The sequence below is a fragment of the Mesorhizobium sp. M1312 genome (genome assembly GCF_040318115.1).
Lineage (GTDB): Bacteria > Pseudomonadota > Alphaproteobacteria > Rhizobiales > Rhizobiaceae > Mesorhizobium.
Genome location: NZ_JAMYLQ010000004.1, coordinates 221,014 through 239,985 on the forward strand (window position 1 = coordinate 221,014; position 18,972 = coordinate 239,985).

The 18,972-nt window shown below is 62.3% G+C and carries 15 protein-coding genes and 2 pseudogenes; 6 read left to right on the forward strand and 11 right to left on the reverse strand.

All coding sequences use genetic code 11. The features are described from left to right. The first annotated feature begins 148 nt into the window (after positions 1–148). Positions 149–751, forward strand: coding sequence for a 5-formyltetrahydrofolate cyclo-ligase (locus NKH36_RS08060; RefSeq protein ID WP_502911994.1), 603 nt, complete (start codon positions 149–151; stop codon positions 749–751). Here the strand turns inward: NKH36_RS08060 and NKH36_RS08065 are convergent. Then, on the reverse strand, positions 748–1,221 hold the full coding sequence (locus NKH36_RS08065) for an Lrp/AsnC family transcriptional regulator (RefSeq protein WP_352960559.1): 474 nt from the start codon (positions 1,219–1,221) through the stop codon (positions 748–750). The two genes, NKH36_RS08060 and NKH36_RS08065, sit on opposite strands and share 4 nt — an antisense overlap. A gap of 159 nt (positions 1,222–1,380) precedes the next feature. Between NKH36_RS08065 and ald the strand changes: the two genes are divergently transcribed. Both ald and NKH36_RS08075 read left to right on the forward strand, forming a co-directional pair. Next, positions 1,381–2,496, forward strand: a complete 1,116-nt coding sequence (ald, locus tag NKH36_RS08070) for an alanine dehydrogenase (RefSeq protein ID WP_352960557.1) — start codon at positions 1,381–1,383, stop codon at positions 2,494–2,496. Between the two features lie 199 nt (positions 2,497–2,695). Further along, entirely contained in the window at positions 2,696–3,997 is a 1,302-nt protein-coding gene (locus NKH36_RS08075) for an outer membrane protein (RefSeq protein WP_352960555.1), read from the forward strand. A gap of 239 nt (positions 3,998–4,236) precedes the next feature. On the opposite strand, the gene NKH36_RS08080 is transcribed toward NKH36_RS08075, so the two are convergent. The 7 genes from NKH36_RS08080 to NKH36_RS08110 form a co-directional block, all read right to left on the reverse strand. After that, positions 4,237–4,704, reverse strand: coding sequence for a DUF1203 domain-containing protein (locus tag NKH36_RS08080; RefSeq protein WP_352960553.1), 468 nt, complete (start codon positions 4,702–4,704; stop codon positions 4,237–4,239). Positions 4,705–4,781: 77 nt separating this feature from the next. After that, positions 4,782–5,588: a 4-hydroxy-tetrahydrodipicolinate reductase gene (dapB, locus tag NKH36_RS08085; protein ID WP_352960551.1), complete on the reverse strand. Its 807-nt coding sequence runs from the start codon at positions 5,586–5,588 to the stop codon at positions 4,782–4,784. Between the two features lie 316 nt (positions 5,589–5,904). Further along, positions 5,905–6,462 (reverse strand): OmpA family protein, encoded by a 558-nt coding sequence (locus NKH36_RS08090; RefSeq protein WP_352960549.1) that lies wholly within the window; start codon positions 6,460–6,462, stop codon positions 5,905–5,907. A 99-nt stretch (positions 6,463–6,561) separates the two neighbouring features. Next, a complete protein-coding gene (locus NKH36_RS08095; RefSeq protein WP_352960547.1) occupies positions 6,562–7,125 on the reverse strand; it encodes a GNAT family N-acetyltransferase in 564 nt (187 codons plus the stop codon). Next, positions 7,125–7,982, reverse strand: coding sequence for a 3-mercaptopyruvate sulfurtransferase (gene sseA / locus NKH36_RS08100; protein ID WP_352960545.1), 858 nt, complete (start codon positions 7,980–7,982; stop codon positions 7,125–7,127). The genes NKH36_RS08095 and sseA overlap by 1 nt, the downstream gene beginning before the upstream one ends. 51 nt (positions 7,983–8,033) lie before the next feature. Beyond that, on the reverse strand, positions 8,034–8,774 hold the full coding sequence (locus NKH36_RS08105; protein WP_352960543.1) for an alanyl-tRNA editing protein: 741 nt from the start codon (positions 8,772–8,774) through the stop codon (positions 8,034–8,036). Further along, a complete protein-coding gene (locus NKH36_RS08110) occupies positions 8,774–9,808 on the reverse strand; it encodes a cysteine synthase A (RefSeq protein WP_352960541.1) in 1,035 nt (344 codons plus the stop codon). The genes NKH36_RS08105 and NKH36_RS08110 overlap by 1 nt, the downstream gene beginning before the upstream one ends. Positions 9,809–10,018: 210 nt before the next feature. Here NKH36_RS08110 and NKH36_RS08115 point away from each other — a divergent pair. Next, a pseudogene (locus NKH36_RS08115) lies at positions 10,019–10,839 on the forward strand (SDR family oxidoreductase). Between the two features lie 91 nt (positions 10,840–10,930). Then, a pseudogene (locus NKH36_RS08120) lies at positions 10,931–11,672 on the forward strand (alpha/beta hydrolase). Between the two features lie 102 nt (positions 11,673–11,774). On the opposite strand, the gene NKH36_RS08125 reads toward NKH36_RS08120, so the two are convergent. Then, entirely contained in the window at positions 11,775–13,202 is a 1,428-nt protein-coding gene (locus NKH36_RS08125) for a DEAD/DEAH box helicase (protein ID WP_352960539.1), read from the reverse strand. 390 nt (positions 13,203–13,592) lie between these two features. On the opposite strand from NKH36_RS08125, the gene NKH36_RS08130 reads away from it, so the two are divergent. Then, the gene (locus tag NKH36_RS08130) at positions 13,593–15,125 is read left to right on the forward strand and encodes an acyl-CoA carboxylase subunit beta (protein ID WP_352961032.1); all 1,533 of its coding nucleotides are present in this window, start codon (positions 13,593–13,595) and stop codon (positions 15,123–15,125) included. A 36-nt stretch (positions 15,126–15,161) separates the two neighbouring features. On the opposite strand, the gene NKH36_RS08135 is transcribed toward NKH36_RS08130, so the two are convergent. Together NKH36_RS08135 and NKH36_RS08140 are read right to left on the reverse strand one after the other, a co-directional pair. After that, positions 15,162–17,165 carry a hypothetical protein gene (locus tag NKH36_RS08135; protein ID WP_352961034.1) on the reverse strand — a complete coding sequence of 668 codons (2,004 nt, stop codon included), beginning with the start codon at positions 17,163–17,165 and terminating at the stop codon, positions 15,162–15,164. After that, positions 17,162–18,694 (reverse strand): NAD(P)H-hydrate dehydratase, encoded by a 1,533-nt coding sequence (locus NKH36_RS08140; RefSeq protein ID WP_352961036.1) that lies wholly within the window; start codon positions 18,692–18,694, stop codon positions 17,162–17,164. The genes NKH36_RS08135 and NKH36_RS08140 overlap by 4 nt, the downstream gene beginning before the upstream one ends. Between the last annotated feature and the right edge of the window lie 278 nt (positions 18,695–18,972).

Consider the following 18,972-nt stretch of genomic DNA (forward strand, 5'->3'; position numbering starts at 1 on the left):
TGCCGATTGCCCGCCCCAAGATGTCGCGAATGTACATGCCCTATCCTGCCGCCGAGTATAATTTCATTGAAACTGACGACAGGAGTGGAACTTGGATAGCGATCATGACGATGAAGGTCCGGGGCAATATTCCTCGCCGCCTTGCTTCATGCACGAGCTCGACCCGGAATTCCGGGCGCCCCTATCCAACTGGACCGACGTGAAACGATGGCGCAAGGCCGAGCGCGAGCGGCTGATTGCGGCGCGCCTCGCTGTCTCGGCTGACGCGCGAACGGCAATGTCGCAGCGCATCGGCGAAAGCCTCGACGCGGTTATCGGCGACGTCGCCGGCCGCGTGGTCAGCCTCTACTGGCCGTTCCGCGGCGAGCCGGATCTGCGGCCATGGATGGCTTCCGTCAATGAGCGCGGCGGCCGTACCGCACTGCCTGTTGTGATCGAGAAAGGCCGGCCGCTTGTCTTTCGCGCCTACACACCGGGCGACCGACTGGAGAAGGGCGTCTGGAAAATCCCGATCCCGGCTGAAGGCGATCCGGTGCTGCCCGACATCGTCATCTCGCCGATCGTCGGCATCGATCCGGGACAGTATCGGCTCGGCTATGGCGGTGGCTTCTTCGACCGCACACTGGCGGCGATGCCGTTCAAGCCGCTGGTCATGGGTGTCGGCTATGAACTGCAGCGCATTGCCACCATCTATCCGCAGTCGCACGACATCCCGATGGACCGAGTGGTGACGGAGGCCTTTAAGGCCTAAGCAAGTTCCGGCTTCATCCCCACCGCCGTCCGGTCGACGATCTCGCGCAAGGCGAAGGATGAATTGATCTTCGTCACATGCGGCATCGCCGACAGCCATTCCTTGTGGATGCGCTCATAGTCGACGAGGTCCTTTGCCGCGATGCGCAGGATATAATCGTATTCGCCCGACATCAGGTGGCAGGACAGGACATTCGGGCAACGCTTTATCGCCGCCTCGAAATCCGAGAGCGTCTTCTCGAATTGCCCCGACAGCGATATATGCACGATCGCCGTCATCTGGTGGCCAAGAGCGGCATTGGAAAGCCGGGCGTGATAGCCGCGGATGGTTCCGGATTTCTCCAGATTGTCCAACCGCCGCGAGCAGGCCGACTGCGACAGGCCGACTTTCTCGGCAAGCGCCGCGTTGGGTATCCGCCCATCCTTCTGCAAGGTCTCGAGAATGGCGAGATCGATCCTGTCGAGCGGCATTTTTCGGGATTCCTACGACAATCCAGCTGTCTTGCGCAACAATTACCGAGCCGTGCCCTTCTGCGCAAGCGCATTCGCAAACACTTACGGGATGATTCGTGGTTCACTATCTCGAAACAGGGAATGTGCCTCAAAGGGCCGGATCAGGAGGAGAAGAAGATGCGCGTCGGCTGCCCCCGGGAAATCAAGAACCACGAATACCGCGTCGGCCTGACGCCGGGATCGGTCCGCGAATATGTCGCGCATGGCCACGAAGTGCTGGTCGAGACCGGCGCAGGCGCCGGCATCGGCGCCGATGACAACGCCTATCGCGCAGCCGGCGCCACCATCGCCAAGACGGCCGCCGACGTGTTCGCCAAGTCCGACATGGTCATCAAGGTCAAGGAGCCGCAGCCCGGCGAATGGGTTCAGCTCCGTGACGGCCAGATCCTCTACACCTATCTCCATCTCGCTCCGGACCCCGAGCAGACCAAGGGCCTGCTGGCCTCGGGTGTGACGGCCATCGCGTACGAGACGGTCACCGACGACCGTGGCGGCCTGCCGCTGCTGGCGCCGATGTCGGAAGTCGCCGGCCGCCTGTCGATCCAGGCCGGCGCCACCGCGTTGCAGAAGGCCAATGGCGGCCGCGGCGTGCTGCTCGGCGGCGTGCCCGGTGTGCTGCCCGGCAAGGTCACTGTGCTCGGCGGTGGCGTCGTCGGCCTGCATGCCGCCCGGATGGCGGCCGGCCTTGGCGCTGACGTCACTATCATCGACCGCTCGATCCCGCGCCTGCGCCAGCTCGACGATATCTTCGGCGGTCGCGTCCACACCCGCTATTCGACCGTCGAGGCACTGGAAGAGGAATGTTTTTCGGCCGACATCGTCGTCGGCGCCGTGCTGATTCCGGGTGCTGCCGCGCCGAAACTCGTTTCGCGCGAGATGCTGTCGGGCATGAAGAAAGGCTCGGTGCTTGTCGACGTCGCCATCGACCAAGGCGGCTGCTTCGAGACCTCGCACGCCACAACTCATGCCGCGCCGACCTATGAGGTCGACGGCGTCATTCACTATTGCGTCGCCAATATGCCGGGTGCGGTGCCGGTCACTTCGGCCCACGCCCTCAACAACGCAACGCTGCATTACGGCCTGCAGCTCGCCGACAAGGGCCTGAAGGCGCTGATCGACGATCATCATTTGCGCAACGGCCTGAACGTCCACAAGGGCAAGATCACCAACCGCGCGGTGGCCGAAGCACTCGGCTATGAGTTGGTCGAGCCGAAGGCCGTTCTCGCCGCCTGAACCGCCGCTCAATCCTCTCCCGACAGAGCCGCCGACGCCCTCGGCGGCTCTTTTTTCCACAAGCAAATTTCCCGGTTTGCGATTGGCTGACCGGCTTTGCCCGTCATGCTTGCAATGTGTCTTTCCTGTGGCTTTTTTGTTACAGCCGCCAGCATGGGCGGGTGCTAGACGGTTGCTGGGTTTTCAAAAGGTAGGGGCAATGACCAGCAAACGATTAGCAAAATCTCTTCTTCTTGGCGCAGTTTCCGTTCTGGCGCTCGGATCGGTTTCCCATGCCGCCGACGCGGTTGTGCCGGTCGTCGAGACGTCGGCCTTCAACTGGAGTGGCCTCTATGTCGGCTTTGGTGTTGGCGCCGGCGCCAATGTCCACGAGATCAGCAGCGATTTGGTTCCTGGCTTCTCGTTCAACGGCATTGGTGGTGAAGGCGTATACGGTGAACTGACCGTTGGGTACGACTATATGGTCTCGCCGCGATTCCTGATCGGCGGACTTCTGGATGCCCATGCCGGCAACATTGAAACCACGCTCGATGTTGCTGGCTTTGATGCTTCGGTCCGCGAGACCTACGGTTTCGACGCTGGATTGCGGCTTGGTTATCTCTTCACGCCAAACACTTTGGGCTATGTGCTGGGCGGCTATTCCTGGCAGAAATACAAACTCGACACGAACGCTGGTTTTGATTTCGATTGGGACCAGAGCGGCTATTTCGTCGGAGCTGGCGTTGAAACGGCCATCAACAGCAACTGGACCATCAAGTCAGAATATCGCTATACCCGCTTCGGTACTAATGATGATCTCCTTTCCGATTTCGGTGTGCCGGATGGCACCCTCAACCTCGACACGTCGCGGCATACGTTCCAGGTTGCGGCCAACTATCGCTTTGGCGCCCAGAATGGTGGCATCGCCTCTTTTGAGGCTCCTGCCTACAACTGGACCGGCTTCTACGTCGGCGGCGCCGGCGGTGCGGGTGCATCGGTCCATCAGATCGACGTTCCGCCGGCTGGCGACCTCGAGTTCAACGGGATCGGCGGCGAAGGCGTGTTCGGCGAATTGAACGTCGGCTACGACCATGATTTCGGCAGTTGGGTCGCAGGCGTCATGGTGGATGCCGGTTACTCCGGCATGACTTCGGAACTTGAGGTCCCGGGCGGGTCGATCAATCTGGATACTGATTACGGATTCGACGTGCTTGGCCGTGTCGGTATGAAAGTCAACGAATCAACCCTCGCCTACGTGCTCGGTGGTTACAGCTGGCAGCACTTCGATCTGAACGCGTCTTCACCCATCGGCGATATCCTCGATTGGGACTCCAGCGGCTTCTCGGTGGGTGGTGGTCTGGAAACGGCCATGTCCAGCAACGTGACCGTCGGCCTCGAATACCGCTATTCGCAGTTCTCCGAGAAGGATTTTTCGTCGGAACTTGGGCTGCCGGACGACACTCTCACCTCCACGCCTTCGTTCCATACCGTCCGCATCGGCGCGAAGTACAAGTTCAACTAAAACCGTCCAGACAACAGTAAAAGCCCGCCGGTCATTCCGGCGGGCTTTTTCTTTTGGGGCGGAAGAAATGCGTGGCGGACAGGGCGGGCAACAAAAAGCGGAGCCAAAGCCCCGCTTCCTCTGATATCGAGACTTCCCGCCGGTTCATCCGCGGTCGGCAAATCGATCGACAATCATTCCGTAACGCGACAATGCGACAGGCGTACGACAGCTGCGACCGATGAATACCGCCCGGATCGTCACGCGCGCTCGATACGGCACTGGTAGCAATTGTTGCGCGCCGAGCGGACATGCACATAGGCGATATCGTCGCGCTCGAACAAGGTTTCGGCCCGCGCCGCGATGGCACCCGTCGGGATGACGCCGCCGCTGCCATAGACGATGCGGTCGTCCTTGCCGTAGCCGCGCACGATGTAGTCGGTGCTTTCGAGCATTTCGGGAAGCGCCTCGGCTTCGGCAGCGCGCTCGCATTCCTCGGCGTGCAGGAAGATCGGCCCCGTCTCGGCATAAGGATGCAATTCCGGGAATGGCCGGTAGGCCAGGATGAGATAGGCGTCGCCGGCGGCCACGTTCTTCAGGCAGTGGCGGCAAGGCACGCCGTCGCCGTCGGATATTTTCCGCTCTGGTATCAGGCCATAGGCGTCTGGCGCGCCGCGCTGCAAGGCTCTGACATCTTCCGTGGGCAAGGCTTTGAACTGGATGGTCATGGCGAAATCTCCGGTGTCGTCGACCGGAAATTACGCCGCTGCGCCAGCGTCTCCCACCCGATTCCTGCCAATTTGGATCAGTCCATCAGGGCATCGAGACCGCGCACCAGCCCTGTGATCTCCTGTACCCGCCTGATAGCGAGCAGCGTGCCGGCCACGTAAGGAGCAGCGGACGAGCCGGCGTCGTGACGAATGGTCAGCCGCTCGTCGGGCAGGCCGAACAGCGCCTCGCAGGACAGAATGTAGGAAGGCAGGCGAAGCGCATGCACCTGCACCCCCTCGCCCGTACCGACCGCCGCACCGCGGGTTCCCGGCACACCCGAGACTTCCGAGACCGGCCTCGCGGTCGAAGCCTTGCGAACATCGGCCAGCGCTTCGGCAAGCTCGCGCGCGGTGCCGGATGGCGCGTCGGGTTTCTTGGCACTGGCATAGTCGATCACCTCGACATCCGGCACGTATTTCGCCGCCATCAGGGCAAACCGCTTCATCAGGGTGGCGGTGATCGAAAAATTGCCGGCTGCAATGACGCCGACACGATTGGCGCGTGCTGCAGCGTCGATCTCGCCGAAATCGGTCGCACCCAGCCCCGACGTGCCGATCACAACGTGCCGCCCCTTCTCTATGGCCAGCAGCGCATGGTCTTTCACCGCGTGCGGCTTGGTGTAGTCGACCAGCACGTCCGACGGTACCTCCAGCGCCTCGGCCAGCGAGGCGGAAACGGTGATGCCGTTGGCCGGCATGCCAACCAGGAGGCCGGAATCCTGCCCCGCGCCGCTGCGTGACACAGCCCCGGCCAGTGCCATGTCGCCTTGCGCCCCGATCGCCGGAACCAGTGCCTTGCCGACCCAGCCGGTCGCACCGGCCATCACCACCCGAATCGTCATCGTTTGATCCTCCATCACCATTGGAGCGCCACGCGTCCTTTTTGGACGCGCAAAGGACGCTTCAATATTTGAGTCTACGCATCGTGCTCTCCGAAAAGCGATTTCGATTTTCGGGCCGATGCGGTAGGCCTTGACCGACAGCGATATGGAAAGAGCGCGGCTCATTCAAGCCAGGCTCTTTTTCCGGTGTTGATCCAGACCGCAGTGACTGAGCCTGTTTCGAAAATCACAGTGGCGAGTCAGATGAAGGTGTCGTCGAGAATCGGAAGCGCGGAAAACGCCTTCAGATGGCCGCCAATGCGGATTTCGGACAGGCTCAGCGGATGAAATCGTCGAAGCGGCGCAAGGTCACCCGGCGATTGCGCCAATTCTCGTTCTGCGTCTGAACGAGCAGGAACTCCTCGCCGTAGCCGACGGTTTCCAGCGTATAGCCCGGCACGTCGAATTCGCGCACCAAGGTGCGCTTCAGCGAGGTGGCGCGCTGTTCGGACAGGATCTGGTTCGATTGGAAGGAGCCGACCGCGTCGGTATGGCCTTCGATCAGCACGCGGGCACCGGGGTCGCGCCGCAGGATGCGCCGGAGCGCATCGGCGATATTTTCGATCTTGCCATATTGCGATTCGGAAATGGCCGCCGAGCCAAAGGCGAAATTGATCGACTGGATATCGATCGAACGGGCCATGCGCCGCAGGTCCGGCCGCCTCTTGAATTCGCGGATGGTGACGCGCTGGTTCGGGCGCAGCTTAACGCGGGGCGCGGCCTCGAGCTGACGCTCGATCGTCGCCGCCGAAGGCGTGGTTGCCTGGGCGGCGGCAAGGGTCGGCACGGCGAGGGCCGCAATCAGCGCGGCGGCAAATGTGCGTCGGGTCAGCATGTCTTTTCTCCTTCGGCTTCTGCCGCATCGATGGTGCCGGCAAGATGGCAAAGACAAGCTGAAGCATTGATGAACAATAGGTTTAGCTTGCGGAGAAAATCATGGCCGCATGACGCTGGCCGCACGCTCGGCGAAGGTCATTGGATGCACGATCTCCTTCTTTTGCGCGACCGGTGCAAAGCCGAGCTTCTGGTAGAGCGGCAATGCCGCCGGATGGTCGAGCGTGCAGGTCTGCACCGTCACCCGCCTTGGGCCGTGCGACCAGGCGGCGGCGATCGCCGCACCGAGGAACCAACGGCCGATGCCTTGGCCGGTCGCGTGCTCCATCATGCCGAAATAGGCAAGTTCCACTTCCTCAGGCAGATGCGGCTTTAGGTCGAAGAAGCCGGCCGGAGACCCATCGAGATACAGCACCCTGATGTCGCGGTCCTCGCGATGGATGCCTGCAGAAAGCTCCTCGTCGCTCAGCCTCAGCACGTTGACCCAGTGCCATTTGCGGCCTACCCGATCCATCAGATAGCGGTAGAAATGCAGCGGAATGTCCTTGGTCTTCAGCAGCGCGATCTGGCGGTTGAACGGCACCGGCGGCGAATAGGCCGGCGGCACATGCATTTCGAGAAACGTCACCGTGACCTCGATGTCTTCAAGCGCGCCGTTTTCCATCACTGTCGATCCTTGCCCGTCACGACAGGCGTATCGCCAAGCCCACCCCATTCCGTCCATGAACCGTCGTAGAGCCTGTTGTCGGTATGGCCAAGCGTCTCGAGCGCCAGCGTGATCGCCGCCGCCGTAACGCCTGAGCCGCAAGAGGTGACAACCGGCTTCGACAGGTCGATGCCGGCGTCCTCGATCACCTTGCGCAATCGGTCTTTCGGCAGCAGCTCGCCGTCCTCGGCAAGCGCCGAAAACGGCACATTGTGCGCGCCGGGCATGTGGCCTAAGCGGATGCCGGCGCGAGGCTCCGGCTCGGTACCGGCAAACCGGCCAGGCGAACGCGCGTCGGCGATCTGGCTTTCCCCGGTCTCGACGATCCGGCGCATATCGGCCAGGCTGGCGACGCGGGCGGCATCGAAGTCGGCATGAAACACGCAGGGCGCGATCTTCGTCGGCTCCGCCGTCACCGGCCGTCCCGCTGCTTTCCAGCAGTCGAAGCCGCCGTCCAACACGTAGACCTGGAACATCCCCATGACACGGAACATCCACCAGACGCGCGGCGCCGAGAAGAAGCCCGGACCGTCGTAGACAACGATGGTGTCGTCGGCCGAAATGCCCATGGCGCCGACATACTGGGCGAAATGCTGCGGCGACGGCAGCGTGTGCGGCAGTGGCGAATCGGGATCCGAAACCGCATCCTGATCAAAAAACCGCGCACCCGGAATGTGCGCCGCGTCATACTCGGCGCGCGCGTCGCGCTTCTGCGCCGGCAGATACCAGGACGCGTCGACGATGGTCAGGCCAGGCTCGCCGAGGCGCTTCTGCAACCAGTCCGCATCGACGGTGAAAGGGCTGTCTTCGGCCATTCTTCTTCTCCTCCCCGCCTTTGACAATTTGTCTATCAGGCCGGCTGTTTATCAGGCCGGCGGCATCGGTCCAAAGCGTATTCGGAAGCGCCGGTTCTCGCGACCCTTCTTCTCGATCTTGCCGATATGGATCTCGCCGACTTCTCCAGCGCTCTTCACATGGGTGCCGCCGCAAGGCTGGCTGTCGATCGAGGCGTTCTCGCCAATACAGACCAGGCGGATCTTGCCCGTGCCGACGGGTGGCCGAACATTCTTGGACTTCACTAGTCCCGGATTGGCTGCCAGTTCCTCGTCGGTGATCAGCTGGGTGAAGACCCGGTGGTCGGCTCGCACGAGTTCCATCAGCCTAGCCGTCACGTCTTCCCTGGTGAAGCCGGCATCCGGAATATCGAAATCGATACGGCTGTCGTCCTCGGAAACCGAGGCGCCGGTGATCGGGAACGGGCAGACGACGGTAAGCAAATGGCAGGCTGTGTGCATGCGCATCAGCAGATGTCGCCTCTCCCAATTGACGGCGAGCTTTATCGGTTCGCCGACCTCAAGCACCACCTGCTCAGGCGGCACATGGATGATCTCGTCCTTGGTCTCACCGGTGATGGTGGCGGCAACAGCGATCAGGCTGCCATCGGCGCGTTCGAGGGTGCCCGTATCGCCCGGCTGCCCGCCCGACGTGGCGTAGAAGATCGTCCGGTCCAGAATGATGCCGCCACGGTCGTTGACGGCGACAACCACGGCGTCAGCCGTCCTAAGATAGGCGTCGTCGCGAAACAGCGCATCCGTCCTGTAAGCCATCACGCAACCTTTTCGAACGGTACCGAGATTGTGCTCTGCTGTTCCATCCAGCCCGGCACTGGCAGCTTCTTTTGACGCAGGAATTCCGGGTTGAACAATTTCGACTGATAGCGCGTTCCGTAGTCGCAAAGCACGGTCACGATGGTGTGGCCGGGACCCATTTCACGCGCCAACTGGATCGCGCCGGCAATATTGATGCCGGTCGAGCCGCCGACGCACAGGCCCTCCTCCTGGATAAGGTCGAAGACGATCGGCAGTGCATCCTCGTCCGGAATCTGGAAGGAGAAATCCGGCGTGAACCCTTCCAGATTGGCGGTGACCCGCCCCTGCCCGATCCCTTCGGTGATCGAGCTGCCTTCGGATTTCAGCTCGCCGGCGGTGTAGAAACTGTAGAGCGCCGCACCGAGCGGATCGGCGAGCGCGATCTTGACGTCCTTGCTCCTGGCCTTCAGCCCGAAGGCGACGCCGGCCAGCGTTCCGCCGGAGCCGACCGCCGAGACAAAACCGTCGACCTTGCCGCCGGTCTGGGTCCAGATTTCCTCCGCCGTGGTGCGGGTATGGCCATCACGGTTGGCGACGTTGTCGAACTGATTGGCCCAGATTGCGCCGTTCGGCTCGGACCGCGCCATCTGCTCGGCCAGTCGGCCCGACAGTTTCACGTAATTGTTGGGGTTCTTATAGGGAACGGCAGGCACCTCGATCAGCTCGGCGCCGAGCAATCTGATCGTGTCCTTCTTCTCCTGGCTTTGCGTCTCAGGGATGACGATCACGGTGCGGTAGCCAAGCGCCTTGGCAACCAGCGTCAATCCGATGCCGGTGTTGCCGGCCGTCCCCTCGACGATGACCCCGCCCGGCCTCAAGAGCCCGCGCTGCTCGGCGTCGCGGATGATGAACAGCGCGGCGCGGTCCTTCACCGACTGGCCCGGATTCATGAACTCGGCCTTGCCCAGGATCTCGCAGCCGGTTTCTTCCGAGGCTTTGTTGAGGCGGATCAGAGGCGTATTGCCGATCGCTTCGATCACAGAACGGGGCATTGAGATTCCTTTATGCTAGCGGCGGAACCCTAGAAACCCGAAGCCTCGGTTTCAAGGCAAGAATTTGTCTGGTCCAGCGGCATTTCTGGGCTGCAATTCCTAAAATAGACGTCGCCTTCCGCTATTCGTTGAAGCTCCCACTGAAAAGCGCTCTTATCATTCGATTTCTTCACCGCTACAGCACAGGCTAAAAAAGTCGTAGGGCATAGCATGACTTTCTACCGGGCCAACCCGAAACACGGCGTCGCCTGGATCACGGGCGGCAGCAGCGGTATCGGCCATTCATTGGCCAAGGACCTTGCGGAGCAAGGCTATGCCGTCGCGGTGACGGCGCTCGACGACGATCCGATCGATACACTTGTTGTCGAGACGGCGCAGATGCCGGGCCATGTCACGGCCTATCCTTGCGACGTCACTGACGAGAAGCGCATGGCAAAGACAGTCGCGGCGATCGAGAAGGATCTTGGCCCGATAGTCTTGGCCGTTTTCAATGCCGGGAGCTATATTGCGACCGTCGGCGAAGACCTCATCGTCCGTGGATTTCGCCAGTCCTTCGATGTCAATTATTTCGGCATCATCAACGGCCTGGGCCGGTCATCGAACGCATGCGCGTCCGCGCCCGCGGCCATATCGTCCTGGTCGGTTCGGTCACCGCCTATTCGGCTGGCCGACCACGGCCGCCTATGGCGGCACCAAGGCGGCGGTCAATATCCTCGCAGAGTCACTGAAATACGATTTCGACAAGATGAATGTCCGCATCCAGGTGATAAATCCGGGCTTCGTCGACACCCCGCTGACCGAGAAGAATTTGCTGCCGATGCGCGGTCTGATGCCCCGTCAATCGCGCCTCGCGCCGCATGGCGCGCGGCATCAAGTCCGGCGGCTTCGAAGTCACCTTCCCGCGCCGCTTGAGCTGGGGCCTGAAGCTGCTCAGAATCCTGCCGAGACCGTTCTGCCGATGGGTCATCAGCACCGCGACCCGCTGGAAGGCGCGTCCGCTGATTTTCGACCGCAAGCCGCCGAGCGAATAGACGGGCTTCAAAGTTGGCGATCCCGCGGGCGGGACGCCGTTGCCTGTTTGCCATCGCCCCATAGGTTGCGGATTGTTGCGTGGAGTCTGCGATGGGGCGATGGATGGTGCTTGCGGTATTGGGTCTCGCCGTCGTTCTTTTCTTGGCCTTCGTGCTTGGCCCGCGCATCCAAGCTGACACCACGATCCGCTTCGATCCTTCCGTGATCGGCGATGATCCGTAAGCCTATCTGGCACGCGAGGAGGCTGCCGTACCGGGCATTCACGACGGGCTGGAAAAGGAAATCATCTGGGCCAATCCGATGGTTCACGCCAGGCGCCGCTGTCGATCGTCTATATCCACGGCTTTTCGGCGTCGAAGGGCGAGGTTCGTCCACTGCCGGACGGGGTGGCGGCAATAGTGTTCATCTCTCCGAATTTCGGCGTCAAGGCTTCCGGCGCCGAACTCCTGACCATGCCGTGGGGTCGAGAGATCGCCGAGTTGGTCGCCGGCAAGCAGCGCAGCTTCGTGCCACGCAATGCGCTGCACGAGAAATTCTGGACCTACCGCTATCCGATCGCGGCGATCCTGCCGATGGTGGCGCTGACCGAGCTTGCCTATGGCGCGCCGGTGGAGAAGGCGACGATCCCTGCCCTCTTCATCTTTTCGGATTCGGACAGGATCGTGCGGCAAGACCGCACCCGCGAAGTTGGGGCGCCGCGCACGAACTGGTGCCGGTCGATGATACCGGCGATCGGGACAACCACGTCATTGCCGGTGACGCGCTGTCGCCAGCAACCACGGCTTTCCTCGCGCAGCGCATTGTGGTGTGGGTAGAAGCGGTGGTGAAGTAGGTCTCAAGCGAAAAAGGCGACCGAAGCATCGCTCCGATCGCTTTTTTCAATTGTGAGCAACTAAGCCGAGCCCGACAGGCTCGGCCGGATGCAACTATCTGGTTACGCAGCTCGCGCCGCTGGCCGCTTGCCGCCGAAACGACGCTTGTTGTTGCCCTTGAAGGGCTTGGCGCCTTCCGGCTTACGCTCGCCGGCGAAGGCCTCGCCGAAGCGCTTCTTGCCGAAGCCGTTGTTCTGGCCGCCGGGCCGCCTGCCGTCGCGCCGGCCATTGCGGTCGTTGGCCGGCTCGAAGCTGCGCTCGTTCTTCTCGGCGGGATTGCGCTGCGGATCGGGGCTGCCGAGATGGTCGGCAACGATCGGCAGCTTGGTGCGGATGATACGCTCGACCTGGCGCAGCTTGCTGTTCTCGGACGGGTCGCAAAGCGTGATGGCGATGCCGTCCATACCGTTACGGCCGGTGCGGCCGATGCGGTGGACATAGCTCTCCGCCTCGTCCGGCAGATCGAAATTCACCACGTGGCTGATGCCGGGAACGTCGATGCCGCGCGCCGCGATATCGGTCGCCACAAGAATGCGCACCGAACCCTCGCGGAAATCGTTCAGCGCCTTCTGGCGGGCGTTCTGCGACTTGTTGCCGTGGATGACGGCGGCCTTGAAGCCGTCGCGCTCAAGATCCTTGGTCACCCTGTCGGCGCCATGCTTGGTGCGCGAAAAGATGATGACGGACTTCATCGCCTCGTCGGCAAGCATCGTCGACAGTACCTGGCGCTTCTGCTTGGTACGGGCAAAGACGACGCCCTGTACGATTTCGGCGGCCGCGGTGCTGTGAGGCGCCACTTCGACGCGGATCGGGTTCTTCAGCAGGCCCTTGGCCAGTTCGGCGATTTCGGCCGGCATGGTTGCCGAGAACAGCACCGTCTGACGGTCCGGCGCGGTCGCCCTGGCGATCCGCTTGACGTCGTTGATGAAGCCCATGTCGAGCATGCGATCGCCTTCGTCCAGCACCAGCCATTTGGTGTCGGCAAGAACGAGATCGCCCTCACGCACCAGATCGGTCAGCCGGCCCGGCGTGGCAATCAAAATGTCGACGCCGGGAGCAATCTTTTTCACCTGGCTGAAGCGCGAGACGCCGCCAAGCACGAGTGCTGTCGAGACATGCGCGCCCTTGGCGAGCAGCTTGATCATCTCTTCGATCTGCACGGCGAGTTCGCGCGTCGGCGCCAGGATCAGCGCGCGAGCGGTCTTTGGCCGGCGCTTGGTACCGAGCGCGATGATCTTCGACAGGATCGGCAGCGCGAACGCCGCGGTCTTGCCGGAACCGGTCTGGGCGATGCCGAAAATGTCACGGCCTTCCAGCTGCGGCGGGATTGCCTGGGCTTGGATCGGCTTCGGATCGGTGAAGCCTGCGCCATGGGTGGCCTTGAGCAGCGCGCCCGTAATTCCAAGTGCGGCGAAACCTGAAAGTTCCCCAGTGTCCTTACCGGTCAGAGTGTTTCCGTTGGTACCGGTCAGAGTGTTTTCGTTGGTCAAAATATTCTTCTTTCACGCGGCTCATGGCCGCAAACATCGATGGCGGCAGGGCGCAACCTGCCGTCGAAAAAACTGTCATGAAACGACAAGGCGGCGGACGCTAGCGTCCGCACGGCTGCGCTGTCGTGCCCGCAGGCATCATGCCACGGGGCTTTTTCGCCGCCTTGCCGATGTGTCGGAAAGAGGGAAAACAGACGCAACCAGTCTCATTCGTCGAGAAGGCCGGATAGTCCCGGCCCAAGCGCCTATGTCGCCGCATATGGCCCAGTTGGCAGCGAAATGCAAGGGGCGTCATGCTGCAGCGCAGCGAAAACCATGGCGAAGCGGCGCTTGCGCTCCCCTGCCGCCATGATTACCACAAATCAGCTTTCCGTTTTTGGGGATCGACCGATGAAGGACGTGCTGAAGGAACTCGAGCGCCGCCGCGCCCTCGCGCGCATGGGCGGCGGCAAGGCCCGTATCGACGCTCAGCACAAGAAGGGCAAGCTCACCGCGCGCGAACGCATCGACGTCTTTCTCGACGAGGGCTCGTTCGAGGAGTTCGACATGTATGTCGAGCATCGCTCGACCGATTTCGGCATGGAGAAGACCAAGATCGCCGGCGACGGCGTCGTCACCGGCTGGGGTACCGTCAACGGCCGCCCAGTCTATGTCTTCGCCAAGGACTTTACCGTGTTCGGCGGGTCGCTGTCCGAGGCCCACGCCGAAAAAGTGGTCAAGGTGCAGGAGATGGCGCTGCGCAACCGCGCGCCGATCATCGGCTTCTACGACGCCGGCGGCGCCCGCATCCAGGAAGGCGTGGCGGCACTTGGCGGCTATGCCGAGATTTTTCAACGCAATGTGCTCGCCTCCGGCGTCATCCCGCAGATTTCACTGATCATGGGCCCTTGCGCCGGCGGCGACGTCTATTCGCCTGCCATGACCGACTTCATCTTCATGGTGCGCCACACCTCCTACATGTTCGTCACCGGGCCGGACGTGGTGAAGACCGTCACCAACGAGACGGTGACCGCCGAGAGCCTTGGCGGCGCCTTGGTCCACACGACGAAGTCCTCGATCGCCGATGGCGCTTACGACAATGACGTCGAAGCGCTGCTGCAGATGCGCCGGCTGGTCGATCTGCTGCCTGCCTCCAACACGGCTGATATCCCAGAGATCGAATGCTATCAGTCGGTCACCGATGACGATCTGTCGCTCGACCGGCTGATCCCCGACAACGCCAACAAACCCTACGATGTCAAGGAGTTGATCCTTAAAGTTGCCGACGAGGGTGACTTCTTCGAGATCCAGCAGAATTTTGCGAAAAACATCGTCACCGGCTTCGGGCGTGTCGAGGGCCGCACGGTCGGCTTCGTCGCCAATCAGCCGATGGTGCTGGCCGGCGTGCTCGATTCGGACGCCAGCCGCAAGGCGGCGCGGTTCGTGCGCTTCTGCGACTGTTTCTCGATTCCGATCGTCACCTTCGTTGATGTTCCAGGCTTTCTGCCCGGCACCGCGCAAGAATATGGCGGGCTGATCAAACACGGCGCCAAGCTCTTGTTCGCCTATGCCGAAGCGACCGTTCCGAAGATCACCGTCATCACCCGAAAGGCCTATGGCGGCGCCTATGACGTGATGGCGTCAAAGCATCTGCGCGGCGACATGAACTATGCCTGGCCGACGGCGCAGATCGCGGTGATGGGCGCCAGGGGCGCGGTCGAGATCATCTATCGCAAGGACATCGGCGATGCGGAGAAGATCGCTGCGCATACAAAGGCTTACGAGGATCGCTTCCTGTCGCCCTTCGTCGCCGCCGAGCGCGGCTATGTCGATGAGGTGATCATGCCCCATTCAACCCGCCGCCGCATTGCGCGTGCGCTCCGCATGCTCCGCAACAAGGATATGCAGAACCCCTGGAAGAAGCACGACAACATTCCGCTGTGACATCGCTGGCAACGCAAAAGCGGCCACAGAAAAAGCTCACTCCGCTTCCGCCGCGCCAAACCCCGCCCCCATCGTCGCGCGGACGGTGCCCGCCCAGGGCGTCGCATGGTTGTCTATGCGCATCTGGAAAATGAAGTAGGTCGGCGAGCAGAAGCCGACACCTTTCACCTTACCGATACCAGGCGTATCGGGCGGCAGCGACTGGCACATATAATCCTCGCGGCAGAAATGATCGGTCGAGCAAGGTGGCCGGTTGCCGCGGTTAACGGCGCCGCCGAGGCACTGGTCGAAATTATTGGTCGCCACGCAAGTATCGAATTTTTTGCCGCCGACCAGCCCGCAGATCTCGTTCGGCATCGGCTTGCCCGGCTTGAATCCGGCAAAGGCACGGTCCTTGTCATCGCAGCCGCGATAGGCGATGCCGGCCGGCACGCCGATCTTCGGCGGCCGGCAAGTGTAGGCGGTGCGCGAAATGTCGGTCGCGAAAGCCGCGAACTGGCCTGATATGCTGTAGCGGTCATTGAAAGGCTGCGCCGGGTTGCTGGTGATCGAGCCGGTCAGGCATGGATGGCCGGAGAACATCTTTTCGCTGTCTTTGGGCAACAGGCATTGCGCCAATTTCGTCCACACGCCCGACGCGCTCGCCAGCGGCGTGCAGACGGTGCCGCCGCCGCATTGCCAAGTCGTGCCGAAGCGGGCCGCATCCTCCGGCATCAGGCAAGGCATCGCCATTGCGGCCGGCGCATGGGCGACCTCACCAGCGTCCTTCCATGCGGCCGGCGGCGCAAAGGACATCGGGCGGAAGCGGTTCGGCTCTTCGCCCTCGGCGGTCGCGCGCAGCCAAGCCTCGCGCCGCGGCATCTCGGCATGAAGATGCGGTGAGATGCCGACCTCGATGCGGTTCAGCGGCGACGTCGTCCTGTCGTCGAGGCCGATGAAATGGAAACCGGCGGTCGAACCCGCCTGATGGCAACCCTGGCAGGCGCCATTGTCGAGCCGCTCGACCAGCGCTTCCGGCGTGCGCACCAGCTTCAGCGCGGAATAGTCGAGCCCAGAAAAATCCGCGGGCTGAAACAGCGGCGTGAACGAGTGATTGGCCTGCCTTGCGCTGCCGAAAGTCGACCACGAAATGACCTTCCTCGCCAGGAATTCATTGGGGATTTCATAGACGCCGAGATCGACTGCCGCGAGATTGGCGCTGACATAGTCGGCGAGTTTTGCTTTCAGCGCCGCGTCTTCGGCAAGCCGCGCCGCGTCGGGCGTGTTTTCCAGCGGTTTCTCGCTGACCGTCTCTCCGTCGATGCCAAAAATCCGCATGAGATAGGCGGCCTGCCCGCCGAATTCGGTCTCCTGGCCGGAGGGAAAGCGCACCACCTGGGCATTGAGCTCGAGCTGCTTGAAGCTCAGCCCGGCCTTTTCAAGCGGCCCGCCGATCAGCCAGCCGATGTCGACGGTCTCGTCGAGCTGCGGCGTCCAGCGCCCGGCGACGCCGACGCAGCCGCCGTCGGCGTCCGGCGCGGCGCTGTAGATGGCATTGAAGTTGAACGGCAGGCGCGAGGCCAGAACCTTGCCTTTTTTGTTGAAGCTGTAGGCAAGGCGATAGATGAAACGCACCTCGCCACAGCTTCCGTCGTCCCGCATCTCGGCGAAATCGCGCCGATCGAGCCTGTTGACGACACCGACCAGCCGGAAGCGCGCGGCGTCCGTCTTCAGCCAACGCATGTCCATGATGCGGCCGACATTGCCGTCGGTGACTTCGTAGAGCGGCCGCCCACCAGCCTTCATCTCGGCTCGTAGTGCGGCGACATCGCGTGCAACCATCTCGACGATCTGGTGATAGGCCGGCGCCTTGTCATAGAGCGTCTTCAGGTCGCCCTTGCCATTGACGCCGAAAATGCCGGCGAAATCAAAACCCCTGGCGTCGAGGGCGGCGAGCACGGCTGGATCGTCTACGATCATCACCGGACCTTCGGCACGCGCGAGATTGGCTAGGAAGAGGTTGGCGAAAATCACGGCGATCAAGGCGAGCCGGCGGTTCATTCAGCGGTCATCCAGTTGCGATTTTCGATAACCTCGCGCAGCACCGGCACCAGCGCCTGCGGCAAGTCTTCAGCGATCAGCCCTGGTCCGAAACGGCTGCCGGCCTCGGCATGGATCCAGACCGCCGCGCAGGCGGCTTCGAAAGCCGGCATGCCTTGCGCCAGGAAGCCGGCGATGATGCCCGACAGCACGTCGCCAGAACCGGCTGTGGCCAACCATGGCGCGCCGTTGCCGTTGATCGCTGCCCTGCTATCGGGCGCCGCGATCACCGTGTCCGCGCCCTTGTAGACGACGATGGCGCCGGCGTGCTCGGCGGCAGCGCGCGCCTTGGTCAGCTTGGACAGGTTCTTGTCTCCGGCGATGTCCGGAAACAGCCTGGCGAATTCGCCCTCATGCGGCGTCAGCACCAGCGCCGGCGCGTTCGGACGACGGGCGGCTTCGAACAGAACGTTCGGCGCATCGCGAAACGCGGTGATGCCATCGGCATCGAGCACCAGCCCGTTAACCCTGCCGTCTTGCCGCTGTCCGGCGGCCAGTACGGCGAGGGCAAAATCGCGTGTTTTTTCGCCGACGCCAAATCCGGGTCCGAGGACGAAAGCCGACGGCCGGCGCTCGCCAATGAATTCCTTTACGTCCACGATGCTGTCGGCCTTGCGCAACATGACCGAAGTCAGATGCGCGGCATTCACCTGCAGTCCGTTCGCCGGAGACAGCACGGTCACCGCCCCTGCTCCGCTTCTGGCTGCAGCAAGCGCCGACAGCCGTGCGGCACCCGTCGCCGACGGGCCGCCGGAAAAGACGCCGACATGGCCGCGCCTGTATTTATGGGTGTCGACGGCTGGAACCGGAAAACTCCCTAGCCAAAGCGGCGGGGTGTTCTCGAAGGTCCGCGGTTCAAGCTGCGCAATGATCCTATCGCCGATGCCGATGTCGGCAAGCACCAGCTCGCCGCACATCTCGCGCCCAGGCAACAGCAGATGGCCGGACTTTTTTCGCGCGAACGTCACCGTGATTCGGGCGCGGAATGCCTGGCCGAGAATCTGGCCGCTCTCGCCTGACACGCCTGAGGGCAGATCGACCGCGACGACAGGCAGGTTCAGTTCCGTCGTAACCTCGACCGCTCTGGCGGCATCGCCGGACAGCGGCTTGGACAGCCCTGCCCCATAAAGCGCATCGACCAGGATCGAACCCGTCTCGGCGGCAAATTCCGACAGCGGCCGAGCCCCGACCGGGCATTCCGAAGCCGCGAGCGCCGCGTCGCTGCCGGCTTTGGGCGAGCCGGACGCCCACATCAAGACGTCGACGGCGCTGTCCCGAAGAATGCGGGCGACGATATATCCGTCGCCGCCGTTGTTGCCGGGCCCGCACAACAAGTGGACGCGCCTGGCAGCCGGAAAACGGGCGAGCACCACCGCAGCGACCGCGGCACCTGCATTGCGCATCAGGCCAATGCCGTCGAGTGGTCCGGCGGAGATCGTCAACCGGTCGGCCTCAGCCATTTCGGCCGGAGACAAAACTTCATTGTTCATGGATGCCGATCCGCATTGGCTCAAGCCCGATCCTTGTGGTCAAACCCCGGTCCTTGTGTTCAAGCCCCGGTCCTTGTGTTCAAACATTGTCCAGTTTTCGGTTCGAAGCAAACGGTGATGAGATGGCACGATCTATAAGCACATCATTGGGGACAATGGCTTCGCCGAAGCACATTTGCCTGCGAAATGCTCTGTCTGCCCAATTATTGTGCGGACGGAAGGAACGACAATGTGTAGGTTCCCAGTATCCATGACGCATCCAACGCAGCGAATGACGC

Coding starts and splice junctions, on each gene's coding strand:
- NKH36_RS08060 (WP_502911994.1), top strand. CDS start 149: ATGCACGAGCTCGACCCGGAATTCCGGGCGCCCCTATCCAACTGGACC.
- NKH36_RS08105 (WP_352960543.1), bottom strand. CDS start 8,774: ATGGCTTACAGGACGGATGCGCTGTTTCGCGACGACGCCTATCTTAGG.
- ald (WP_352960557.1), top strand. CDS start 1,381: ATGCGCGTCGGCTGCCCCCGGGAAATCAAGAACCACGAATACCGCGTC.
- NKH36_RS08130 (WP_352961032.1), top strand. CDS start 13,593: ATGAAGGACGTGCTGAAGGAACTCGAGCGCCGCCGCGCCCTCGCGCGC.
- NKH36_RS08075 (WP_352960555.1), top strand. CDS start 2,696: ATGACCAGCAAACGATTAGCAAAATCTCTTCTTCTTGGCGCAGTTTCC.
- NKH36_RS08140 (WP_352961036.1), bottom strand. CDS start 18,694: ATGAACAATGAAGTTTTGTCTCCGGCCGAAATGGCTGAGGCCGACCGG.
- NKH36_RS08135 (WP_352961034.1), bottom strand. CDS start 17,165: ATGAACCGCCGGCTCGCCTTGATCGCCGTGATTTTCGCCAACCTCTTC.
- NKH36_RS08090 (WP_352960549.1), bottom strand. CDS start 6,462: ATGCTGACCCGACGCACATTTGCCGCCGCGCTGATTGCGGCCCTCGCC.
- sseA (WP_352960545.1), bottom strand. CDS start 7,982: ATGGCCGAAGACAGCCCTTTCACCGTCGATGCGGACTGGTTGCAGAAG.
- NKH36_RS08065 (WP_352960559.1), bottom strand. CDS start 1,221: ATGCCGCTCGACAGGATCGATCTCGCCATTCTCGAGACCTTGCAGAAG.
- NKH36_RS08110 (WP_352960541.1), bottom strand. CDS start 9,808: ATGCCCCGTTCTGTGATCGAAGCGATCGGCAATACGCCTCTGATCCGC.
- NKH36_RS08080 (WP_352960553.1), bottom strand. CDS start 4,704: ATGACCATCCAGTTCAAAGCCTTGCCCACGGAAGATGTCAGAGCCTTG.
- dapB (WP_352960551.1), bottom strand. CDS start 5,588: ATGACGATTCGGGTGGTGATGGCCGGTGCGACCGGCTGGGTCGGCAAG.
- NKH36_RS08095 (WP_352960547.1), bottom strand. CDS start 7,125: ATGGAAAACGGCGCGCTTGAAGACATCGAGGTCACGGTGACGTTTCTC.